This window comes from Clostridium sp. KNHs214 (genome assembly GCF_000744935.1).
Classification (GTDB): Bacteria; Bacillota; Clostridia; order Clostridiales; family Clostridiaceae; genus Haloimpatiens.
The window spans coordinates 1,315,792-1,334,971 of sequence record NZ_JQMW01000011.1 but is presented as its reverse complement, the minus strand read 5'-3'; the positions used below and the strand labels follow the sequence as shown (position 1 = coordinate 1,334,971).

Annotated in this window: 12 protein-coding genes, 9 tRNA genes, 3 rRNA genes and 1 other RNA gene; 4 read left to right on the top strand and 21 right to left on the bottom strand. The window is 36.6% G+C overall.

The features are described 5' to 3' along the window. Positions 1-11 precede the first annotated feature (11 nt). On the bottom strand, positions 12-185 hold the full coding sequence (locus CC89_RS20635) for a hypothetical protein (protein WP_035293358.1): 174 nt from the start codon (positions 183-185) through the stop codon (positions 12-14). A 255-nt stretch (positions 186-440) separates the two neighbouring features. On the opposite strand from CC89_RS20635, the gene CC89_RS14840 reads away from it, so the two are divergent. Together CC89_RS14840 and CC89_RS14835 are read left to right on the top strand one after the other, a co-directional pair. Then, positions 441-1,694, top strand: a complete 1,254-nt coding sequence (locus CC89_RS14840; RefSeq protein ID WP_035293357.1) for a DUF1576 domain-containing protein — start codon at positions 441-443, stop codon at positions 1,692-1,694. Between the two features lie 3 nt (positions 1,695-1,697). After that, the gene (locus CC89_RS14835; protein WP_035293356.1) at positions 1,698-2,039 is read left to right on the top strand and encodes a hypothetical protein; all 342 of its coding nucleotides are present in this window, start codon (positions 1,698-1,700) and stop codon (positions 2,037-2,039) included. A 1,038-nt stretch (positions 2,040-3,077) separates the two neighbouring features. On the opposite strand, the gene CC89_RS14830 is transcribed toward CC89_RS14835, so the two are convergent. The 18 genes from CC89_RS14830 to dnaX form a co-directional block, all read right to left on the bottom strand. Continuing rightward, positions 3,078-3,617 (bottom strand): NAD(+) diphosphatase, encoded by a 540-nt coding sequence (locus tag CC89_RS14830; RefSeq protein WP_035293355.1) that lies wholly within the window; start codon positions 3,615-3,617, stop codon positions 3,078-3,080. A 123-nt stretch (positions 3,618-3,740) separates the two neighbouring features. Further along, positions 3,741-4,436 carry a DNA/RNA nuclease SfsA gene (gene sfsA / locus CC89_RS14825; protein WP_035293354.1) on the bottom strand — a complete coding sequence of 232 codons (696 nt, stop codon included), beginning with the start codon at positions 4,434-4,436 and terminating at the stop codon, positions 3,741-3,743. Positions 4,437-4,784: 348 nt separating this feature from the next. Continuing rightward, positions 4,785-4,860, bottom strand: a tRNA-Gln gene (locus CC89_RS14820). A gap of 27 nt (positions 4,861-4,887) precedes the next feature. Then, positions 4,888-4,959, bottom strand: a tRNA-Glu gene (locus CC89_RS14815). Positions 4,960-5,160: 201 nt separating this feature from the next. After that, positions 5,161-5,236: transfer RNA gene (locus CC89_RS14810), tRNA-Gly, on the bottom strand. A gap of 48 nt (positions 5,237-5,284) precedes the next feature. Then, positions 5,285-5,360 (bottom strand) — tRNA-Gln (locus CC89_RS14805). 5 nt (positions 5,361-5,365) lie between these two features. After that, positions 5,366-5,442: transfer RNA gene (locus tag CC89_RS14800), tRNA-Arg, on the bottom strand. Between the two features lie 15 nt (positions 5,443-5,457). Then, positions 5,458-5,531 (bottom strand) — tRNA-Gly (locus CC89_RS14795). 10 nt (positions 5,532-5,541) lie between these two features. Continuing rightward, positions 5,542-5,625, bottom strand: a tRNA-Leu gene (locus CC89_RS14790). A 12-nt stretch (positions 5,626-5,637) separates the two neighbouring features. Beyond that, positions 5,638-5,712 (bottom strand) — tRNA-Glu (locus CC89_RS14785). Between the two features lie 5 nt (positions 5,713-5,717). After that, a 5S ribosomal RNA gene (gene rrf / locus CC89_RS14780) occupies positions 5,718-5,834 on the bottom strand. 226 nt (positions 5,835-6,060) lie between these two features. Then, positions 6,061-8,965: ribosomal RNA gene (locus CC89_RS14775) — 23S ribosomal RNA — on the bottom strand. A gap of 312 nt (positions 8,966-9,277) precedes the next feature. Further along, a 16S ribosomal RNA gene (locus tag CC89_RS14770) occupies positions 9,278-10,788 on the bottom strand. The 16S, 23S and 5S rRNA genes sit together here with 8 tRNA genes alongside, the layout of an rRNA operon. A gap of 505 nt (positions 10,789-11,293) precedes the next feature. Beyond that, positions 11,294-11,548, bottom strand: coding sequence for a pro-sigmaK processing inhibitor BofA family protein (locus tag CC89_RS14765; protein ID WP_035293353.1), 255 nt, complete (start codon positions 11,546-11,548; stop codon positions 11,294-11,296). 158 nt (positions 11,549-11,706) lie between these two features. Continuing rightward, a complete protein-coding gene (locus CC89_RS14760) occupies positions 11,707-11,979 on the bottom strand; it encodes a DUF2508 family protein (protein ID WP_035293352.1) in 273 nt (90 codons plus the stop codon). A gap of 104 nt (positions 11,980-12,083) precedes the next feature. Beyond that, positions 12,084-12,680: a recombination mediator RecR gene (recR, locus tag CC89_RS14755; protein ID WP_035293351.1), complete on the bottom strand. Its 597-nt coding sequence runs from the start codon at positions 12,678-12,680 to the stop codon at positions 12,084-12,086. Positions 12,681-13,216: 536 nt separating this feature from the next. Continuing rightward, positions 13,217-13,558 (bottom strand): YbaB/EbfC family nucleoid-associated protein, encoded by a 342-nt coding sequence (locus CC89_RS14750; protein ID WP_035293350.1) that lies wholly within the window; start codon positions 13,556-13,558, stop codon positions 13,217-13,219. A gap of 178 nt (positions 13,559-13,736) precedes the next feature. Then, entirely contained in the window at positions 13,737-15,380 is a 1,644-nt protein-coding gene (gene dnaX, locus CC89_RS14745) for a DNA polymerase III subunit gamma/tau (protein WP_035293676.1), read from the bottom strand. A 229-nt stretch (positions 15,381-15,609) separates the two neighbouring features. Between dnaX and CC89_RS14740 the strand changes: the two genes are divergently transcribed. Continuing rightward, positions 15,610-15,873 carry a metal-sensing transcriptional repressor gene (locus CC89_RS14740; protein WP_035293674.1) on the top strand — a complete coding sequence of 88 codons (264 nt, stop codon included), beginning with the start codon at positions 15,610-15,612 and terminating at the stop codon, positions 15,871-15,873. 174 nt (positions 15,874-16,047) lie between these two features. Then, positions 16,048-18,486 (top strand): heavy metal translocating P-type ATPase, encoded by a 2,439-nt coding sequence (locus CC89_RS14735; RefSeq protein ID WP_035293349.1) that lies wholly within the window; start codon positions 16,048-16,050, stop codon positions 18,484-18,486. 271 nt (positions 18,487-18,757) lie between these two features. Here the strand turns inward: CC89_RS14735 and ffs are convergent. After that, an RNA gene (ffs, locus tag CC89_RS20055) (signal recognition particle sRNA large type) lies at positions 18,758-19,020 on the bottom strand. Positions 19,021-19,023: 3 nt separating this feature from the next. After that, a tRNA-Ser gene (locus CC89_RS14730) sits at positions 19,024-19,113 on the bottom strand. Between the last annotated feature and the right edge of the window lie 67 nt (positions 19,114-19,180).

Sequence of the window (19,180 nt, the reverse complement as noted above, 5' to 3'; positions counted from 1 at the left end):
CTTATAATTATTTAGTTGTTCCTTCCATAAGATAATACAGATTCTGTCTCTCTGCAATATCTAGTTATTAAGCACTCTGGTAAATTTCTAGGGCATCTTTTACACATACACTTATCTGTTAAAGTATCACACTCACCTTTTATATATTCTGGGCAACTTTCACAATTTTTAGGTATAACCTTCATTTTAATTCCTCTCTTGCTCTAATATATTTTTATAAGAACTCTTATAAATATAATGTTTATAAAGATTCTTTTTTTATTTTGTATTAATGTAATCATTTTGAGATATTACTATATATAACACCTTTAATTATATAATAGTTTTTATATTTTTTCACTTAAAGACTAGAAAATTCCTTAAATACTTTAAAACTATTACTCTGTTAAAGTAATTTATTGTATAATAAAATTACTTTATTATATGATTGGGGGATTCCTATGAAAAATGTAGTTAAAAGGAAAATTTTTAAGACCTATTATATATTAATAGCTTATTATATTGCTTTTATGTTATTTGCTTTTATAATAGACACTCCCTATAATATATTTAATGGATTAAAGTCAATTATTCTAGAATCAGACATACTTATAACAGACTATATTGCAATTGGTGGCATAGGTGCTACTTTTGTAAATTCGGCTCTACTTTCACTTATGTGTATAGGCATTCTTGTATATGTAGGAATCAAACCTAATGGCTCAACCATAGCTGCTCTGTCCACTATAACGGGCTTTGCCTTTTTCGGAAAAAACATTTTAAATGTATGGCCTATTTTCTTAGGAGTCTGGCTGTATTCAAAATATCAAAAGGAACCATTTTTAAATTATGTACTTATTGCTTTATTTGCAACTACTCTTTCTCCTACAGTAACTCAGTTTAAATATACTTCTAATTTTTCTCAAGTAGGAGCTCTTATTATAGGCATTTGCTTTGGAATTCTTGTTGGATTTATTTTGCCCTCCATAACTTCCTATTGTTTAAAACTGCATCAAGGATATAATCTTTATAATACAGGCTTCGCGGCTGGCCTATTAGGCACCGTTCTAATGTCTATACTTAGAGCTTTTGGAATAGATTTTAGAATAAGACTAATATGGTCTACAGGCAATAATTTACTTTTTGCAATATTACTATTTGTATTTTTTACATCGATGCTCGTTATTGGATATACTTTAGACAATCATTCATTTAAAAAATTCAAAGAATTATGTACACAGTCTGGAAGGCTTATATCTGACTTTTATATAATTTATGGCGATGGTGCTGTCTTTGTAAATATGGGTATACTAGGAATACTATGCACCCTATATATACTAATAATAGGCGGTGACCTTAATGGTCCTACTATAGGTGGAATATTCACCGTTGCTGGTTTTAGTGGTTTTGGTAAGCATCCTAAAAATACCATACCTATAGTATTAGGAACAACCCTTTGTTCTTTATTAAATATTTGGAAAATAAATTCACCTCAAATGGTTCTCTCCGCGCTATTTAGTACAACTTTAGCACCTATTGCTGGTCAATTTGGATGGCCTTATGGAATTGCTGCTGGTTTTATACATGTATGTATAGTAGCCAATACAGGCTTTCTTCACGGTGGGCTAAATCTTTATAATAATGGTTTTGCTGGAGGCATTGTAGCTATATTTTTAATACCACTCATAACCTCTTTTAGAAAGGATGATAAATAAGAAATGAAACACAACAATCAACGAAATATAAAAATAGTTAGTGAACTTTTGAATTTTTGTTACAGTAATGGCGGTAAAGACATGTCAATAGACGTTAAAACAGAAGAACATAGAACGTTAATTCATATAAAATCAAAAATAGAAAATTTAAGTGATAACACACTAGAAGTATCTAAAAAGCTGCTCAATGCCCCTAGATGTCATGAAATAGAAGAATACTATTGGAACTTAACAGGCAACGACGATACGGATTCAGAACTTACTCTTGTAGGAATGATGACAGATGAAACATCTATAGCTTATAAAGACAATATTTTAGAAATTAAAGTAGTAAGAGAACATTAAGAATATATTGAGACATAATACATTGAAGAAAATCTGATTTTAATTCCGTAATAAATGTGTAATTTGGGACTGTTCACAATACGCCAAGAACTTCTAAATGTCTCACAGTTAAAGCCCCTAAAGCTTTCAAACTCGCTTCTTACGGCGCTCAAACAATGAAAGCTTCTTAACGGGTCTTTAACTGTGAGACATAAGAAGTTCTAAGGCTAGTTCAATAGTCCCCAATTACACATTTATTACTACATTAAAATCAGATTTTTAGTTTAATATGTTTATGGTTGGAGAGAGAAGCCTACTAAAGGATGATTTTCCTCCACTATGTTACGGAAAATCTTTAATTAAATAAATGGGATAACAAAAAGCTATAACTGTTTCATTAAATGGAGTAGTTATAGCTTTTCTTTAAGGGCTTAAAAATTTTTTATTGGCGATAGCCAGCCTAAATACGTAGGCATGATTAGGATTTATATAAAAATATATAACTTTAATTGTTAGATAAATAAGAACTTGTAGATAAGTAATAAGTAATAGATAAGAAGTAATACCTCTTACCTGGTCTAAATTACAAATTCTGATTTGTACAAACAACTGCCTTACGGCAAAATCAATTGAATTTTAGTTATTATTTTAATAGGTACCATATAACTTTTCGAAAGGCTCCGCCTAAAAAATATTATGAGCGCCTTTCTATTTATAAATTAAAGATTTTCCATAGCGAAGCGGAGGAAAATCATCCTTTATTCAGCTGTGTTCCTCCTCTGATAGCCTATGCATGAACTGAAAAATCTGTCTTTAAGGTAACAATAAATATATTTTCTTAGACTATTGAGCTAGCTTTAGAAATTCTTTGTTTTCAAATTTCAATACCCGTTAAGAAGCTTTCATGTTTGAGCGCCGTCAGAAGCGAGTTTGAAAGCTTTAGGGGATTGAAATTTGAAAACATTAGAATTTCTTGGCGTATTGCGAACAGTCTAATAAAATATATTTATTGTGGACTTAAAGACAGATTTTTCTTATTGCACTTGCTTCACAATATTCTTATAGTTTGCAGTTTCCACTGTCACAGCGATAAGCTCTGTCCCCTGGATATTTAATTTCTCTTAATACCTTTCTAACTACTCCTTTTCCTATCTCATCTTCTGACATTTCACATAAAGCATCATCTATATTACTCCAATCTACCCATTCAACTTCTGAGGACTTATTTATTTCTCCATCTACATACTCTGCCATATAGGTAAGCATAATTATCTCCTTAGATTCTAAATAATTACTGCCTAAATATTTTATATTTCCTATATCTATACCCGTTTCTTCTTTTACCTCTCTATGCACCGTTTCCTCTACCGTTTCACCATTTGTTACATATCCTGAAACTAGCACTTTAGAATTTTTAAATATATAACTTTGTTTAAGTAAAAGAATTTGATTGTCTTTAATAACAGCTACTACTACACAAGGCTTAGGTGTGTCGAAATACATTATATTATCATGGGAACAATAAGGTACCCCACCTTCATCCCAACTATATTTTTCTTCAAGCTTCCTCCCACATAAAGGACAATATTTAAACTTCAATTTTTTCTCCCCCTCATTATATAATACATAGATCACTTATGTTTAAATTTAATAATTCAACTTTCGCAGTTATAAAATAAAAATGTAAAATTTAGAATGACGGATAAGACTCCTTTAGAGAATCTATTGTAACTCAACAGGTATAGCTTTCCTTAAAGTTATAAAATCTTCACCTACTTCGCAATCATAGGCATATATATCTACTCCATTAAAATAAGCCAATCTCACCGCTTCCGAAAATGCTCTATCCATTTCTTCATTAGGCATAAATCTTTTAACGTCCTCCATTTGAATTAAAAAAAGTACTCCTGCTCCATAACCCTTCTTCTTAGCTTCTATAAGTTCTAGTAAATGTTTCTTTCCTCTTTCTGTAGGCGCATCTGGAAACTTTGTAGTCCCTTCATCTTCTAAAGTTACGCCTTTCACTTCTAGATAATATTCATAACCATTATTATCAGTTAATTTAAAATCAAATCTGCTATTTTGAAAAAACTTCTCTCGTTGAACATTTGTATACATTGCTAAAGGCTTTATTCTTTTTTCCTTCAAGGCTTCCTCTACTACTTTATTAGGAATCTGTGAGTCTATGTTTATAAGCTTATTCCCTTTATATCCTGCTATTAGATCATATTTTGTCTTTCTTGTAGGATTATTTTCTTCTCTAAGTAACACGGTAGTCCCTGGTATAAGTATCTCTTTACACCTACCTGTATTAGGCACATGCACCATCTGCTCTCGTCCATCTATATAAACATAGGCTTGAAATCTGTTAGGTCTTCTTATAAATTCAGTTTTTATGATTTTCTTATCTGTTTTCATTTTTAATCATTCCTTATATATTTATTAACAATATTTTTTTTAATCTAAAATTTATCCACAGTATTATATACACTCTGTGTTTAAAATACATCAAATTTATATATTTTATTCACATAAGATAATAATTTTATATATTTTCTGTTTCTTATATGTTTAATTGTATCAGATATGAGCCAACACTGCTATAAAAGTAAATTTATCAATTTAGGCACATTCAAATAGATAACAAATCATTATGCCAGTCTATTTTGCGTCATCAGAATCTGCTCATAAAAAATAAAGCATTAAAACACACAGAAGTTAATCTCTGTATAATAAAAAAACTCTTGTTTTAAAACAAGAGTTTTTTGGCTGAGGTGGCAGGATTCGAACCTGCGAGATGCGGGAGTCAGAGTCCCGTGCCTTACCACTTGGCGACACCCCAATACTAATATTTCAAAAAAGTAAAAAATGACTCCTAGGGGATTCGAACCCCTGATGCCACCGTGAGAGGGTGGAGTCTTGACCACTTGACCAAGGAGCCATATTTCATCCGACATTTACAAATTATACTATAGTATAAAGTAATAGTCAAGATTTCAATTTATAGAAAAATGTAATAGTATATATATTTTCTATTTAATATTTTTATAGAATATGAGAATTGTCTTAGATATAACTAAGATTAGAACAAATTTATATATAAACAAAAAAAATCTGACATACAACGTCAGATAATTTTATATGGAGCGGAAGACGGGACTCGAACCCGCGACATCCACCTTGGCAAGGTGGCGCTCTACCAACTGAGCCACTTCCGCAAAAATATATATTAAAATTTAATAAGAGTTTCTCATAAGAAACTCTATTGGCTGGGATGGCAGGATTCGAACCTACGGAATGCCAGAGTCAAAGTCTGGTGCCTTACCACTTGGCGACATCCCAATGAATGGTGCGTCTTAAGGGAGTCGAACCCCTGGCACACGGCTTAGAAGGCCGTTGCTCTATCCTGCTGAGCTAAAGACGCATAAAAAATCATAAGTGGAGCGGGTGAAGGGAATCGAACCCTCGTGTCCAGCTTGGAAGGCTGGCGCTCTACCATTGAGCAACACCCGCTTAATATAATTGGTGCAGGTGAAGGGAGTCGAACCCCCACGCCGTAGGCGCTAGATCCTAAGTCTAGTGCGTCTGCCAATTCCGCCACACCTGCACAATATTAAAATGGTGACTCCTAGGGGAATCGAACCCCTGTTACCACCGTGAAAGGGTGGTGTCTTAACCGCTTGACCAAGGAGCCAAATAACCTGGCGACGACCTACTCTCCCACAGGGCTTCCCCTGCAGTACCATCAGCGCTTTGAAGCTTAACCGTCCTGTTCGGAATGGGAAGGGGTGTTACCTTCAAGCCATAATCACCAGATGCTTTTTAGTGTGCCAGTGTGCTAGAGGGCTAGTTTTGCCTACTCTAAATTTCTATCACTGCCACTTTTATAGTTTGCTAGTTGACTAGAGTTTAACTGACTAATAGACTAGCTTACTAAAGTTATAGTATATAAATTTTATATACTAGATTTAAACCTTGAAAGAACTTATTGTTCTTTCAAAATTGCACAGTGTGGAAGAATCTTTAACTATTCACTATCTTTTTGATCAAGCCCTCGACCTATTAGTATCGGTCAGCTGAACATGTTACCATGCTTACACCTCCGACCTATCAACCTGGTAGTCTTCCAGGAGTCTTACTAGCTTACGCTATGGGAAATCTAATCTTGAGGTGGACTTCACGCTTAGATGCTTTCAGCGTTTATTCCTTCCCAACATAGCTACCCAGCTATGCCACTGACGTGACAACTGGTGCACCAGAGGTTGGTCCATCCCGGTCCTCTCGTACTAAGGACAGCTCCTCTCAAATTTCCTACGCCCGCGACGGAAAGGGACCGAACTGTCTCACGACGTTCTGAACCCAGCTCGCGTGCCGCTTTAATGGGCGAACAGCCCAACCCTTGGGACCGACTTCAGCCCCAGGATGCGACGAGCCGACATCGAGGTGCCAAACCTCCCCGTCGATGTGGACTCTTGGGGGAGATCAGCCTGTTATCCCCGAGGTAGCTTTTATCCGTTGAGCGATGGCCCTCCCACGAGGAACCACCGGATCACTAAGCCCGACTTTCGTCCCTGCTCCACCTGTATGTGTCGCAGTCAAGCTCCCTTCTGCCTTTACACTCTGCGCGCAATTTCCGACTGCGCTGAGGGAACCTTTGGGCGCCTCCGTTACTTTTTAGGAGGCGACCGCCCCAGTCAAACTGCCCACCTAACAATGTCCCGTGACCAGATTCATGGCCTCCGGTTAGAATTTCAATACTGTCAGGGTGGTATCCCAAGGATGACTCCACAGAAGCTGACGCCCCTGCTTCTAAGTCTCCCACCTATCCTGTACAGACAATACCGAAATTCAATGCTAAGCTACAGTAAAGCTCTACGGGGTCTTTCCGTCCAATCGCGGGTAGAAGGCATCTTCACCTCCAATTCAATTTCACCGGATTTGTTGTCGAGACAGTGCCCAAATCATTACGCCATTCGTGCGGGTCGGAACTTACCCGACAAGGAATTTCGCTACCTTAGGACCGTTATAGTTACGGCCGCCGTTTACTGGGGCTTAAGTTCAAGGCTTCGCTTACGCTAACCAATCCCCTTAACCTTCCAGCACCGGGCAGGCGTCAGCCCCTATACATCAGCTTTCGCTTTAGCAGAGACCTGTGTTTTTGCTAAACAGTTGCTTGGGCCTATTCACTGCGGCCTACTCTCGTAGGCACCCCTTCTCCCGAAGTTACGGGGTTAATTTGCCGAGTTCCTTGACAACAATTCTTCCGCTGGCCTTAGGATTCTCTCCTCATCTACCTGTGTCGGTTTGCGGTACGGGCACCATTTTCCTCGATAGAGGCTTTTCTTGGCAGTGTGGAATCGGATACTTCGCTACTAAAATTTCACTCCCCATCACACCTCAGACTTAAGACTGAACGGATTTGCCTGTTCAATCATCCTAAGTGCTTAGACGCACATCCATCAGTGCGCACATCCTATCCTACTGCGTCACCCCATTTCTCAAACGGATCATGGTGGTATCGGAATATCAACCGATTGTCCATCACCTACGCCTTTCGGCCTCGGCTTAGGTCCCGACTAACCCTGAGCGGACGAGCCTTCCTCAGGAAACCTTAGATTTTCGGCCAATGAGATTCTCACTCATTTCTCGCTACTTATGCCAGCATTCTCACTTCTGTACAGTCCACCGCTCCTTACGGTACGACTTCAACCCGTACAGAAAGCTCCCCTACCATATACATTGTATATCCATAGCTTCGGTGGTAAGTTTGAGCCCCGGACATCTTCGGCGCAGGATCTCTTGACTAGTGAGCTATTACGCACTCTTTAAATGAGTGGCTGCTTCTAAGCCAACATCCTAGTTGTCTTAGAAATCCCACATCCTTTACCACTTAACTTACACTTTGGGACCTTAGCTGATGGTCTGGGCTGTTTCCCTTTTGACCACGGATCTTATCATTCGTAGTCTGACTGCCAGGATAAAAGTAAATGGCATTCGGAGTTTGATAAGGTTCGGTAAGCGATATGCCCCCTAGCCTATTCAGTGCTCTACCTCCATTACTCATTACCTGACGCTAGCCCTAAAGCTATTTCGGGGAGAACCAGCTATCTCCGAGTTCGATTGGAATTTCTCCGCTATCCACAGCTCATCCCATGGTTTTTCAACACCAACGCGGTTCGGTCCTCCGCGGAATTTTACTTCCGTTTCAACCTGGCCATGGATAGGTCACTCGGTTTCGGGTCTACAGCATGCAACTAATCGCCCTATTCAGACTCGGTTTCCCTGCGGCTCCGCACCAAAAGTGCTTAACCTTGCTACATACCATAACTCGCTGGCTCGTTCTACAAAAAGCACGCCGTCACACATGTAAAGTGCTTCGACAGTTTGTAGGCACACGGTTTCAGGTTCTATTTCACTCCCCTCCCGGGGTTCTTTTCACCTTTCCCTCACGGTACTTCTTCACTATCGGTCACTAGGTAGTATTTAGCCTTGGGAGGTGGTCCTCCCAGCTTCCCACAAGGTTTCACGTGTCTCGTGGTACTCTGGAGTAGATCTTACTTATATTTCTTTTACCTACAGGACTATTACCTTCTGTGGTGGAGCGTTCCAGCTCTCTTCGATTAGAAAATCTAAGACATTATGATCTATCCTCAACCCCTAAATCCGAAGACTTAGGTTTGGGCTCTTTCCCTTTCGCTCGCCGCTACTTAGGAAATCGATTTTTCTTTCTCTTCCTCCGGGTACTTAGATGTTTCAGTTCCCCGGGTTTGCCTCTGTATACCTATGAATTCAGCATACAGTACTCAGCGTAGCTGAGCAGGTTGCCCCATTCGGAAATCTGTGGCTCACAGGCTATTTGCGCCTACCCACAGCTTATCGCAGCTTATCACGTCCTTCGTCGGCTCCTAGTGCCAAGGCATCCGCCATGCGCCCTTTGTAGCTTGACCTGTTATCAGTTTACTAGTTTGTTAGTTGTCTAGCGACTAGTTACTGATTGTTTATTTTAATTGATTCTCCAGTGAAATCATCACAATTGTAATAATTTCTACTTTTCTTCACTGTGCAATTTTCAAAGAACATTAGTTAAACACTAACGTATTTAACTTCATTTGAGAGATTTTCTTCTACAATCAATCACTTAACTGATCATTGCTCATTGTTAATTGACCATTGTATCTGGTCTCTCAAAATTAAACAGAGATATCAGTGAACTTGTCATAATTTACGAAAAGGTGACTTCCTTTTCATGTTCTCCTTAGAAAGGAGGTGATCCAGCCGCAGGTTCTCCTACGGCTACCTTGTTACGACTTCACCCCAATCACTAATCCCACCTTCGGCCGCTGGCTCCTTACGGTTACCTCACGGACTTCGGGTGTTACCAGCTCTCATGGTGTGACGGGCGGTGTGTACAAGGCCCGGGAACGTATTCACCGCGACATTCTGATTCGCGATTACTAGCAACTCCAGCTTCATGTAGGCGAGTTGCAGCCTACAATCCGAACTGAGATCGGTTTTTGAGATTTGCTCCACCTCACGGTCTTGCGTCTCTTTGTACCGACCATTGTAGCACGTGTGTAGCCCTAGACATAAGGGGCATGATGATTTGACGTCATCCCCACCTTCCTCCTGGTTAACCCAGGCAGTCTTGCTAGAGTGCTCAACTTAATGGTAGCAACTAACAATAGGGGTTGCGCTCGTTGCGGGACTTAACCCAACATCTCACGACACGAGCTGACGACAACCATGCACCACCTGTCTCCAAGTTCCCCGAAGGGCACTACCGTGTTTCCACAGTATTCTTGGGATGTCAAGTCTAGGTAAGGTTCTTCGCGTTGCTTCGAATTAAACCACATGCTCCGCTGCTTGTGCGGGCCCCCGTCAATTCCTTTGAGTTTTAATCTTGCGACCGTACTCCCCAGGCGGGGTACTTAATGTGTTTACTGCGGCACCGAGGTTGGACCCCCGACACCTAGTACCCATCGTTTACGGCGTGGACTACCAGGGTATCTAATCCTGTTTGCTCCCCACGCTTTCGTGCCTCAGCGTCAGTTACAGTCCAGAAAGCCGCCTTCGCCACTGGTGTTCTTCCTAATCTCTACGCATTTCACCGCTACACTAGGAATTCCGCTTTCCTCTCCTGCACTCTAGATGCCCAGTTTGAAATGCAGCACCCAAGTTGAGCTCGGGTATTTCACATCTCACTTAAACATCCGCCTACGCACTCTTTACGCCCAGTAAATCCGGACAACGCTCGCCACCTACGTATTACCGCGGCTGCTGGCACGTAGTTAGCCGTGGCTTCCTCCTCTGGTACCGTCATTATCGTCCCAGATAACAGAGCTTTACAACCCTAAGGCCTTCATCACTCACGCGGCGTTGCTGCGTCAGGGTTTCCCCCATTGCGCAATATTCCCCACTGCTGCCTCCCGTAGGAGTCTGGACCGTGTCTCAGTTCCAATGTGGCCGATCACCCTCTCAGGTCGGCTACGCATCGTCGCCTTGGTAAGCCTTTACCTTACCAACTAGCTAATGCGCCGCGGGCCCATCTCAAAGCGGATTGCTCCTTTGATTACAGAACCATGCGATTCCATAACTTTATGCGGTATTAATCTCCCTTTCGGGAGGCTATTCCCCTCTTTGAGGCAGGTTGCCCACGTGTTACTCACCCGTCCGCCGCTAATCCATCCCCGAAGGGATTTCATCGCTCGACTTGCATGTGTTAGGCACGCCGCCAGCGTTCGTCCTGAGCCAGGATCAAACTCTCAATTTTAAGTTTAATCTCAAACTCAAATTCACTGACTTTATGATTTACATCTTTATCTCTGTTTAATTTTCAAAGACCAGTTTTCTCTGCCGCTTTAAGCGACTTAATTATTATATCATTTATTTTTTTTCTTGTCAACATATTTTAAGCTTCTTCTTAACTTTTCAGTTCGTTTTAAACTTATAGGTTATCTTAAAAACTTGCTTTGTGTTGAACTTCTTTGTCACATTTCAGCGACGTGTTTTATAATATCATGTATATACTTACGCTTTTATTACATATTATCCTATTTAATTATATTATCCTTTATTTGCTCTGTCTTTATTCATTTTTCTTATGATTTTATATACTGATACACTAGGAAAAGTTTTTTATATATTAAACTTGTATTTAAACATTTATCTCCCACCTTTAAAGGATGGGAGACTTCTTTTAAATATATTAGATTTTGTAAACCTATCATCTCTATCTATTTTCTTTAATGATATGGACTTCTTATAAGTACTTTAAATTATAGTAGATTTTGAAATATTATTAAAAATATTACTCCTGGAACTCCAAAGAAACCTGCTATTAATGCAGTAATAGCATTCACTCCTATACTTAATCCAAAAGCTCCTCCTACTAAATTCACTAAAATTAGCAATACCGCTCCCAATACACCATTAATTATTAACTTTAATAATATTTTAAGTGGCCATGCTAATAATTTTACCAGTATAACCATCAATACTATTCCTATTAAAAAATATCCTATGTACTCCACAACTTATCCCCCCTATACCTACTCTACTAAAAAATGCCCTTATACATATAGCTTATAGTAATTATTATACATCTTCTACATAATATATTACTATAATTATTTAATATAATAATTCTGCAGTCTACTACTAACTATATACATAATGATCCCTTCCCCTTTTAAACCACTTCATCACTTTCTATTAACAAATATGCATTCACCTTTATATTTTTGTTTTTAGCTTCATTTAAAAGATACATATACTTAGCTTGTGCCGCTGCTTCTCTATATATGGCATAATCAATCAAGTCAGGGTTGTGTGCCATCTGAAAAAATTCCCTAGCATCTTTTAATTCTTGCATAGCAAATTCTAAACCCTCTATTATTGTTCTTTGTTCCTTAGTATACTTAATTCTACTAAATATACCTTCTCCAAATTTTTTTTTGTTCATAAAAGCACTTCCTTTTAAATTAATACTTACTATAAATGAAAAACTCCCCACCTAGCGTCTATTTAAATTATTGACACTAAATGAGAAGTTTATAACTCCACTTACTATATTTCTTTTCTTCCTTCTAGAGCTTTTGATAAAGTAACTTCGTCAGCATACTCCAAGTCTCCCCCTACAGGAACTCCATGAGCTATTCTAGTTACTTTCACCCCTAAAGGTTTTAATATTTTCGATATATACATAGCTGTAGCTTCACCTTCCACATTAGGATTTGTAGCTACTATAACCTCTTTTACATCTCCATTTATTCTTCGTATAAGTTCTTTTAGTCTTATGTCATCTGGCCCCCTACCTGCCATAGGTGAAATAGTTCCATGAAGTACATGATAAACTCCATTGTACTCCTTAACCTTTTCCATAGTCATTATGTCTTTAGGTTGTTCAACTGCACAAATAATAGTTTTGTTTCTACTAGGATTTGAACATATAGCACAAGGATCCGTGTCTGTAAAATTACCACAAACAGAGCAATACTTTATAGTTCCTCTTGCCTTTACTAAAGCTCTAGCAAATCCCTCTACTTCTTCCTTAGGTAAATTTAAAACATGCAATGTAAGTCTTTGAGCAGTCTTATGTCCTATTCCAGGTAGCTTTGCAAATTCTTCTATTAGCTTTTCTATTGCTATAGGATAAAAATCCACTTCCTTCAGCTTTATAAAATCTATATAAGGTACATAAAAAGAAATATCAAGTCAAAGACACTGGTATATTTTGTGTCAGACAAAGAAGCAGTTTCCGCCTTTGGTAGGACTACCGGCGGTTCTGCTGACACAGTATGCAAAAAATAGACTAGCATACTGACTTGTTATTTATTTGAATGTGCCTAATTCATATAAATATATATGTCTCATAATCTTATGTTTTATAGATTTTATTCATACACTAAATCCTTTGTCTAACCCTAGATTTATAGTAATAATTAATAAGCTTAAAATTTATCATTTGCTTTATCCAAAGTTAAGAAAATAAATTAAAAAATATCCAAGCTTTTTACTTAAAACTTATTATTCATTAATCCAAAGATAAACTTACATTAATGGTTAGTGTACATAATAGCATTTTAATAACGCTATACCGTAAGCCAGCGGTCTCCTTTCCTTATTATTTTTATCATTATGCAATTTTCACTTGTATTATCTATATTCTAATATATTTATATCCTTAATAGTAATAAATTTTAGAACATTCCTGGTAAGTTCATTCCTCCAGTTATTTTGCCCATAGCATTAGCTGTGGACTCTTCCGCTTGTCTTAAAGCCTCATTGCATGCTGAAAGAATTAAATCTTGTAGCATTTCTACATCATCAGCATCTACTACTTCTGGTTTTATTTTTATATCTACTATTTGTTTTCTTCCATTAGCTACTACTGTAACAGCTCCACCACCTACTGTAACCTCAAATTCCTTTTCTTCAAGCTCTTTTTGCATATCTTCCATTTGCTTTTGCATCTTTTGAGCTTGCTTTATTAAATTATTCATATTTCCTCCACCCATTCCTGGGAATCCGCCTCTTGCCATAATCATCACCCGATTTCTAAATACTGTACAAACTTGTGGTACAATATTTTCATGCCATTAAAATAATTAGCATGGTGGTATTATATTATCTAACCACAAACCAGGCTTTTCACCCGCCTTTCTTTTAATATTTTCATTTATTATATCAAATTTTTTAAACAATAACCATATTCAACACTTACTCATCTATTATCTCTATCATTTCTTTTGGAAAATTCTCAGTTAATATTTCCTCTGGGGTTTTCTTAATTTTAACCTGTTCATCTACTACATATATAACTTTAACTTTTTCCTGAAGCACATCTGAAAAAATTTCATCCACTATCTTTCTGTTATCATCTTTTTCTAATCTTTTTTTATTAAAAGCAAATTCTTTATCATACTTTATCTGTATTATTCCGCCACTACAAGCAATAACTCTGCCTGTCATTAAAGAAGCGTAAATTACCATTTTTCTCTTAGCTTTAAATACCTCTAATATGTCTTTCCAAGATTTTCTTACTGCTTCTAAGGTTAAAGATGAATCTTTATTTATTTCTTCCACATATATGCTTCTAGATTCACCTACATTTTTGTCTTCCTTTTTTACTCTTCCTTTTATTTTTTCCTCTATTCTTTTTACTTTATTGTCCACATTATCATGAGAATCCTCTTCTACTATTTTTATATTTCCATGATTTATAATATTCTCAAGCTTATTTATTCGTGCTAACAATATCTCTTTAGAAGTATCATATTGTATTTTGCACATCTTTATTACTGCCATTTCTAAGTAAATTCTGCTTTGTTTACTCCATTTAGTCTGTTCTTCTGCCTCTTGAAGAATTCTTATATATCTCATGATTTCTTCAGTTCTAAGCTTTTCTGATTGCACTCTAAGCATTTGGATATTTTCACTGGACATATCCAATACCTCTTCTGGGTTTTCCGTAACCTTAACCATTATTAAATTTCTCATATGCTTTATCAAATCTCTTGTAAACATATGAATTTCTTTACCACTAAATACTATATCATCTATAATTTTTATACACTCTTCTACTTTTTTATCTATTATTTCATCAACTAATTTAAATAAATTATCATTAGTGACAAGTCCTAACATATTAATTAAGCTTTCATACTCTACCTTACCATCTCCCATAGATATAGCTTGATCCAATATGCTCAGTGCATCTCTCATGGCCCCATCTGATATTCTAGATACCAATGAAAGACTTTTATCCTCTGCAGACACACCTTGTTCATCTACTATTTTTTTTAGTCTTATGAATATATCTTCACTTTTTATTCTTCTAAAATCATATCTCTGACACCTAGATAATATAGTAATAGGAAGCTTTTGAGGATCTGTAGTTGCTAGTATAAATATTACATTACTAGGTGGTTCCTCTAATGTCTTTAAAAATGCATTTACCGCTCCCATAGAAAGCATATGAACTTCATCTATTATGTAAACCTTATATTTAGCTTCTTGAGGGGGATACTGGACATCATCAATTATATCCCTTATTTTATCTACTCCATTATGTGAAGCCGCATCTAATTCTGTCACATCTATAGCTATACCAGCATTTATTTTATTGCACATATCACACTGATTACATGGTTGCCCATCTACAGGATTTAAACAATTCACTGCCTTTGCCATTATTTTGGCAGTAGAGGTTTTACCTGTTCCTCTTGTACCACATAAAAGATATGCATGTGCTATCCTATTATTTTTAATTTGATTTCTTAATGTAATAGTAACATGATGTTGCCCTACCACTTCTTCAAAAGTTCTAGGCCTCCACTCTCTATACAATGCAGTATAAGCCAATCCCATTCACCTTCTTCTAAATTTACTAATAAGTTTTTACTTATATGTATTTTATTATACTAAAACAATAGTCTCTAGTAAAATTTATTTTAAGTAATTCTTTCAGTATGAATAAAGCAATAACTTCTTATACTTTAGTTGACTAGTTAATTCTAAAGGTGTAAAATACAAATATACCCCCTCCCCATATAGGGGGTCTGAAAGGAGAATTTTTATGGATAATATAAAAATGAATATAGAAAGAAAACAGGCAATGCAGCTCTTAAAAACCGCTAGAGGTCAGATAGATGGCATTATAAAAATGATAGAGGAGGGACGATACTGCATAGATATATCTAATCAACTAGTAGCAGCATCTTCTCTTCTTAAGAAATCAAACAATTTAATATTAAAACAACACTTAAACCATTGTGTTAAAGATGCATTCTTAAATAATAGTGGTGAAGAAAAGGTTGATGAAATAATTAAGGTGTTAGAAAAAATTACTAAATGATTTATTTTCAAGCGATTTATTTTTAAAACCATTATTGCAAATACTTAATATATTAGACAAATAGTTTTCCAATACTATTATCAATAAGAATGCATAGCTTTATGGATATGCGAAAATTTATTTAAATGGCGTAGGAAAATATGCGATGGAATTATAGAAAGGAAGGGATACCAATTGAATAAAGTTTTTAAAATTACAGGTATGTCCTGTGCTGCTTGTTCTAGGGCTGTAGAGCGAAAAGTAGGAAAATTAGAAGGCATTAATGAGGCTTCTGTAAACCTAGCTTCTGAAAAACTCTATGTGAACTTTGATGAAAATATATTATCTAAAGAAGATATAATTTCTGCAGTAGAAAAGGCTGGTTATGGTGCAGAAGAAGAAATTACAGATAAAAAAATAGTTATAGGTATATCTGGCATGACCTGCGCCAGCTGTGCCAAAGCTGTAGAAAGAGCAGTGAATAAAATAGATGGTGTATCTCGTGCAGAAGTTAATTTAGCTACAGAAAAATTGAATTTGCAGTATAACCCTAAAAAAGTAAGGTTGTCTACTATAAAACAAACTATAATAAAAGCTGGTTATTCCCCTATAGAGGAAAAGGATGCATCAGTAGATAAGGATAAAGAGAGAAAAGAAAAAGAAATTTTAAGATTAAAAAATAATTTTATAATTTCAATTATATTCACAGTACCTTTACTTATAATAAGCATGGGACATATGCTAGGAATGCCCTTACCCCACATTATAGACCCTATGCACAATCCTATGAATTTTGCCCTCATACAACTACTTCTTGTAATTCCTGTAGTTACAAAAGGTAAAAAATTCTACACTGTAGGTTTTAAATCTTTATTCAGAGGTAGTCCAAATATGGATTCTTTAATTGCTATAGGAACCTCCGCTGCTATAATTTATGGATTCTTTGCTATGTATCAAATCAGTATGGGACACATGGAATACGCCATGGATCTTTATTTTGAATCTGCATCTACTATAATTACTTTAATAACCTTAGGCAAATACTTTGAAGCTAAATCTAAGGGTAAAACCTCCGAAGCCATTAAAAAGTTAATAGGTCTTGCACCTAAAAAAGCTACTATAATGCAGGATGGAAAAGAAATAGAGATATCTGTAGACGAAGTAGAGGTAGGAGATATAATATTAGTAAAACCTGGTGAAAAAATACCTGTAGACGGTGAAGTAGTTGATGGATTTACCGCTATAGATGAATCCATGCTTACAGGCGAAAGCATTCCAGTGGAAAAAAGCAAAGGTCACAAGGTTTTTGCTGCAAGTATAAATAAAAATGGTACTATAAAATTTAAGGCATCTAAAGTAGGTAAAGATACAGCCCTAGCACAAATAATTAAATTTGTAGAAACTGCTCAAGGCTCTAAAGCTCCTATTGCAAGACTAGCAGATATAATATCTGGTTACTTTGTACCTACAGTTATAACTATAGCCTTAATCTCAGGTGTTGCTTGGTTTATATCCGGTAAAGATTTAATATTTTCCTTAACTATATTTATAGCAGTTTTAGTAATTGCTTGTCCTTGTGCTTTAGGCCTAGCCACCCCTACTGCCATAATGGTTGCTTCAGGAAAAGGAGCTGAACTTGGAATCCTTATAAAATCTGGCGAGTCCTTAGAAACTGCTCATAAAATAAATACTATTGTCTTCGATAAGACAGGTACTATAACAGAAGGGAAACCTAAAGTTACAGATATTTATTCAGTGGATATAAAAGATGAAGATTTGCTTCTATATGCTGCATCTTGTGAAAAAAATTCAGAACATCCCTTAGGTGAAGCCATAGTAAATGCAGCTCTAGAAAAAAATATGTCCCTTATGGACGTAAAGAACTTCTCAGCTATACCTGGCCATGGACTAAAAGCTACTATAAATAATAAATCCATACTTTTAGGTAATGAAAAATTAATGAACGATAATAATATAAGCATAGAGGCTCTAAAAAATAAATTAGATACTTTGGCCACTGAAGGTAAAACCCCTATGATACTTTCTATAGATGAAGAAGCTAAGGGAGTTATAGCTGTAGCAGATGTTATTAAAGAAAATAGCAAATATGCAGTGAAAAAGCTTCAAGATATGGGTATAGAAGTGGTGATGATAACAGGAGATAATAAGAAAACAGCTGATGCCATAGGAAAGCAGGTAGGAATAGATAGAGTTTTAGCTGAAGTTTTGCCTGAAGGTAAAGCAGAACAAGTTCAAAATATTCAAAAAGAAGGTAAAAAAGTATCCATGGTAGGAGATGGAATAAATGATGCTCCTGCCCTTGCTCAATCTGATGTAGGTATAGCTATAGGCTCAGGTACTGATGTAGCTATAGAATCTGCAGATATAGTGCTTATGAAAGATGATATTATGGATGTGGTCACTGCTATTAGATTAAGTAAATCCACTATTAAAAACATAAAAGAAAATCTTTTCTGGGCCTTTGGATACAATACTCTTGGTATTCCTGTAGCCGCTGGATTATTAACATTATTTGGTGGGCCACAATTGAATCCTATGATAGCCGCTGCAGCTATGAGTTTTAGCTCTGTATCAGTTCTATTAAATGCATTAAGACTTAAAAACTTTAAATAACATCCAATATGACCGTGAACTTAGGCTCCATATTCATGTTAGTAAAATTTATAAAGGCTATACAAAATAGAAATTCCTGTTTTGTATAGCCTTTTAATCTTAATTTATTATTAACTTAGCTTTCGCACATAAAATTCAAGCTCTATCAAAACTCTATATTAAATGAATAAAAGTTTTAATTTAAAATTTACAATGTAAAATAAAGGTTGAAATTCTCAGAGAATTTCTCCAATTTATATTTTATCTCATATTTTATCAAAAAATTAGAAAGTCGTGCAGCTTGCTTCGACAGTATTTTATGAGCGTTACCTATACAGTTAACTCAAGCCAGGTTGTTCCACGGCACACGAGAGGTCTTACTTACCGCTGCTTCCTTCCGGATCTGACGGGGTTCATAAGTTCTCGTTGCGTGGGACCCAGCTCTCAACGCCACTTATATAGGCCAGGCCTCACAAAATAAAGCCTCGGCAAGCATTCGACCCTGCTGTAGCGGATTGCAGGTACAGGGCACCGCTAACTCCCCGTCTAGCACGACTATGGCGGAGAAAGGGGGATTCGAACCCCCGATAGAGTTTCCCCTATACACGCTTTCCAGGCGTGCTCCTTAAACCACTCGGACATCTCTCCATGCTTATAAATTTATTAGTCGATTGTGAAATTACACAACCGTTGATTTGCCTATCTTTTTAGCCGA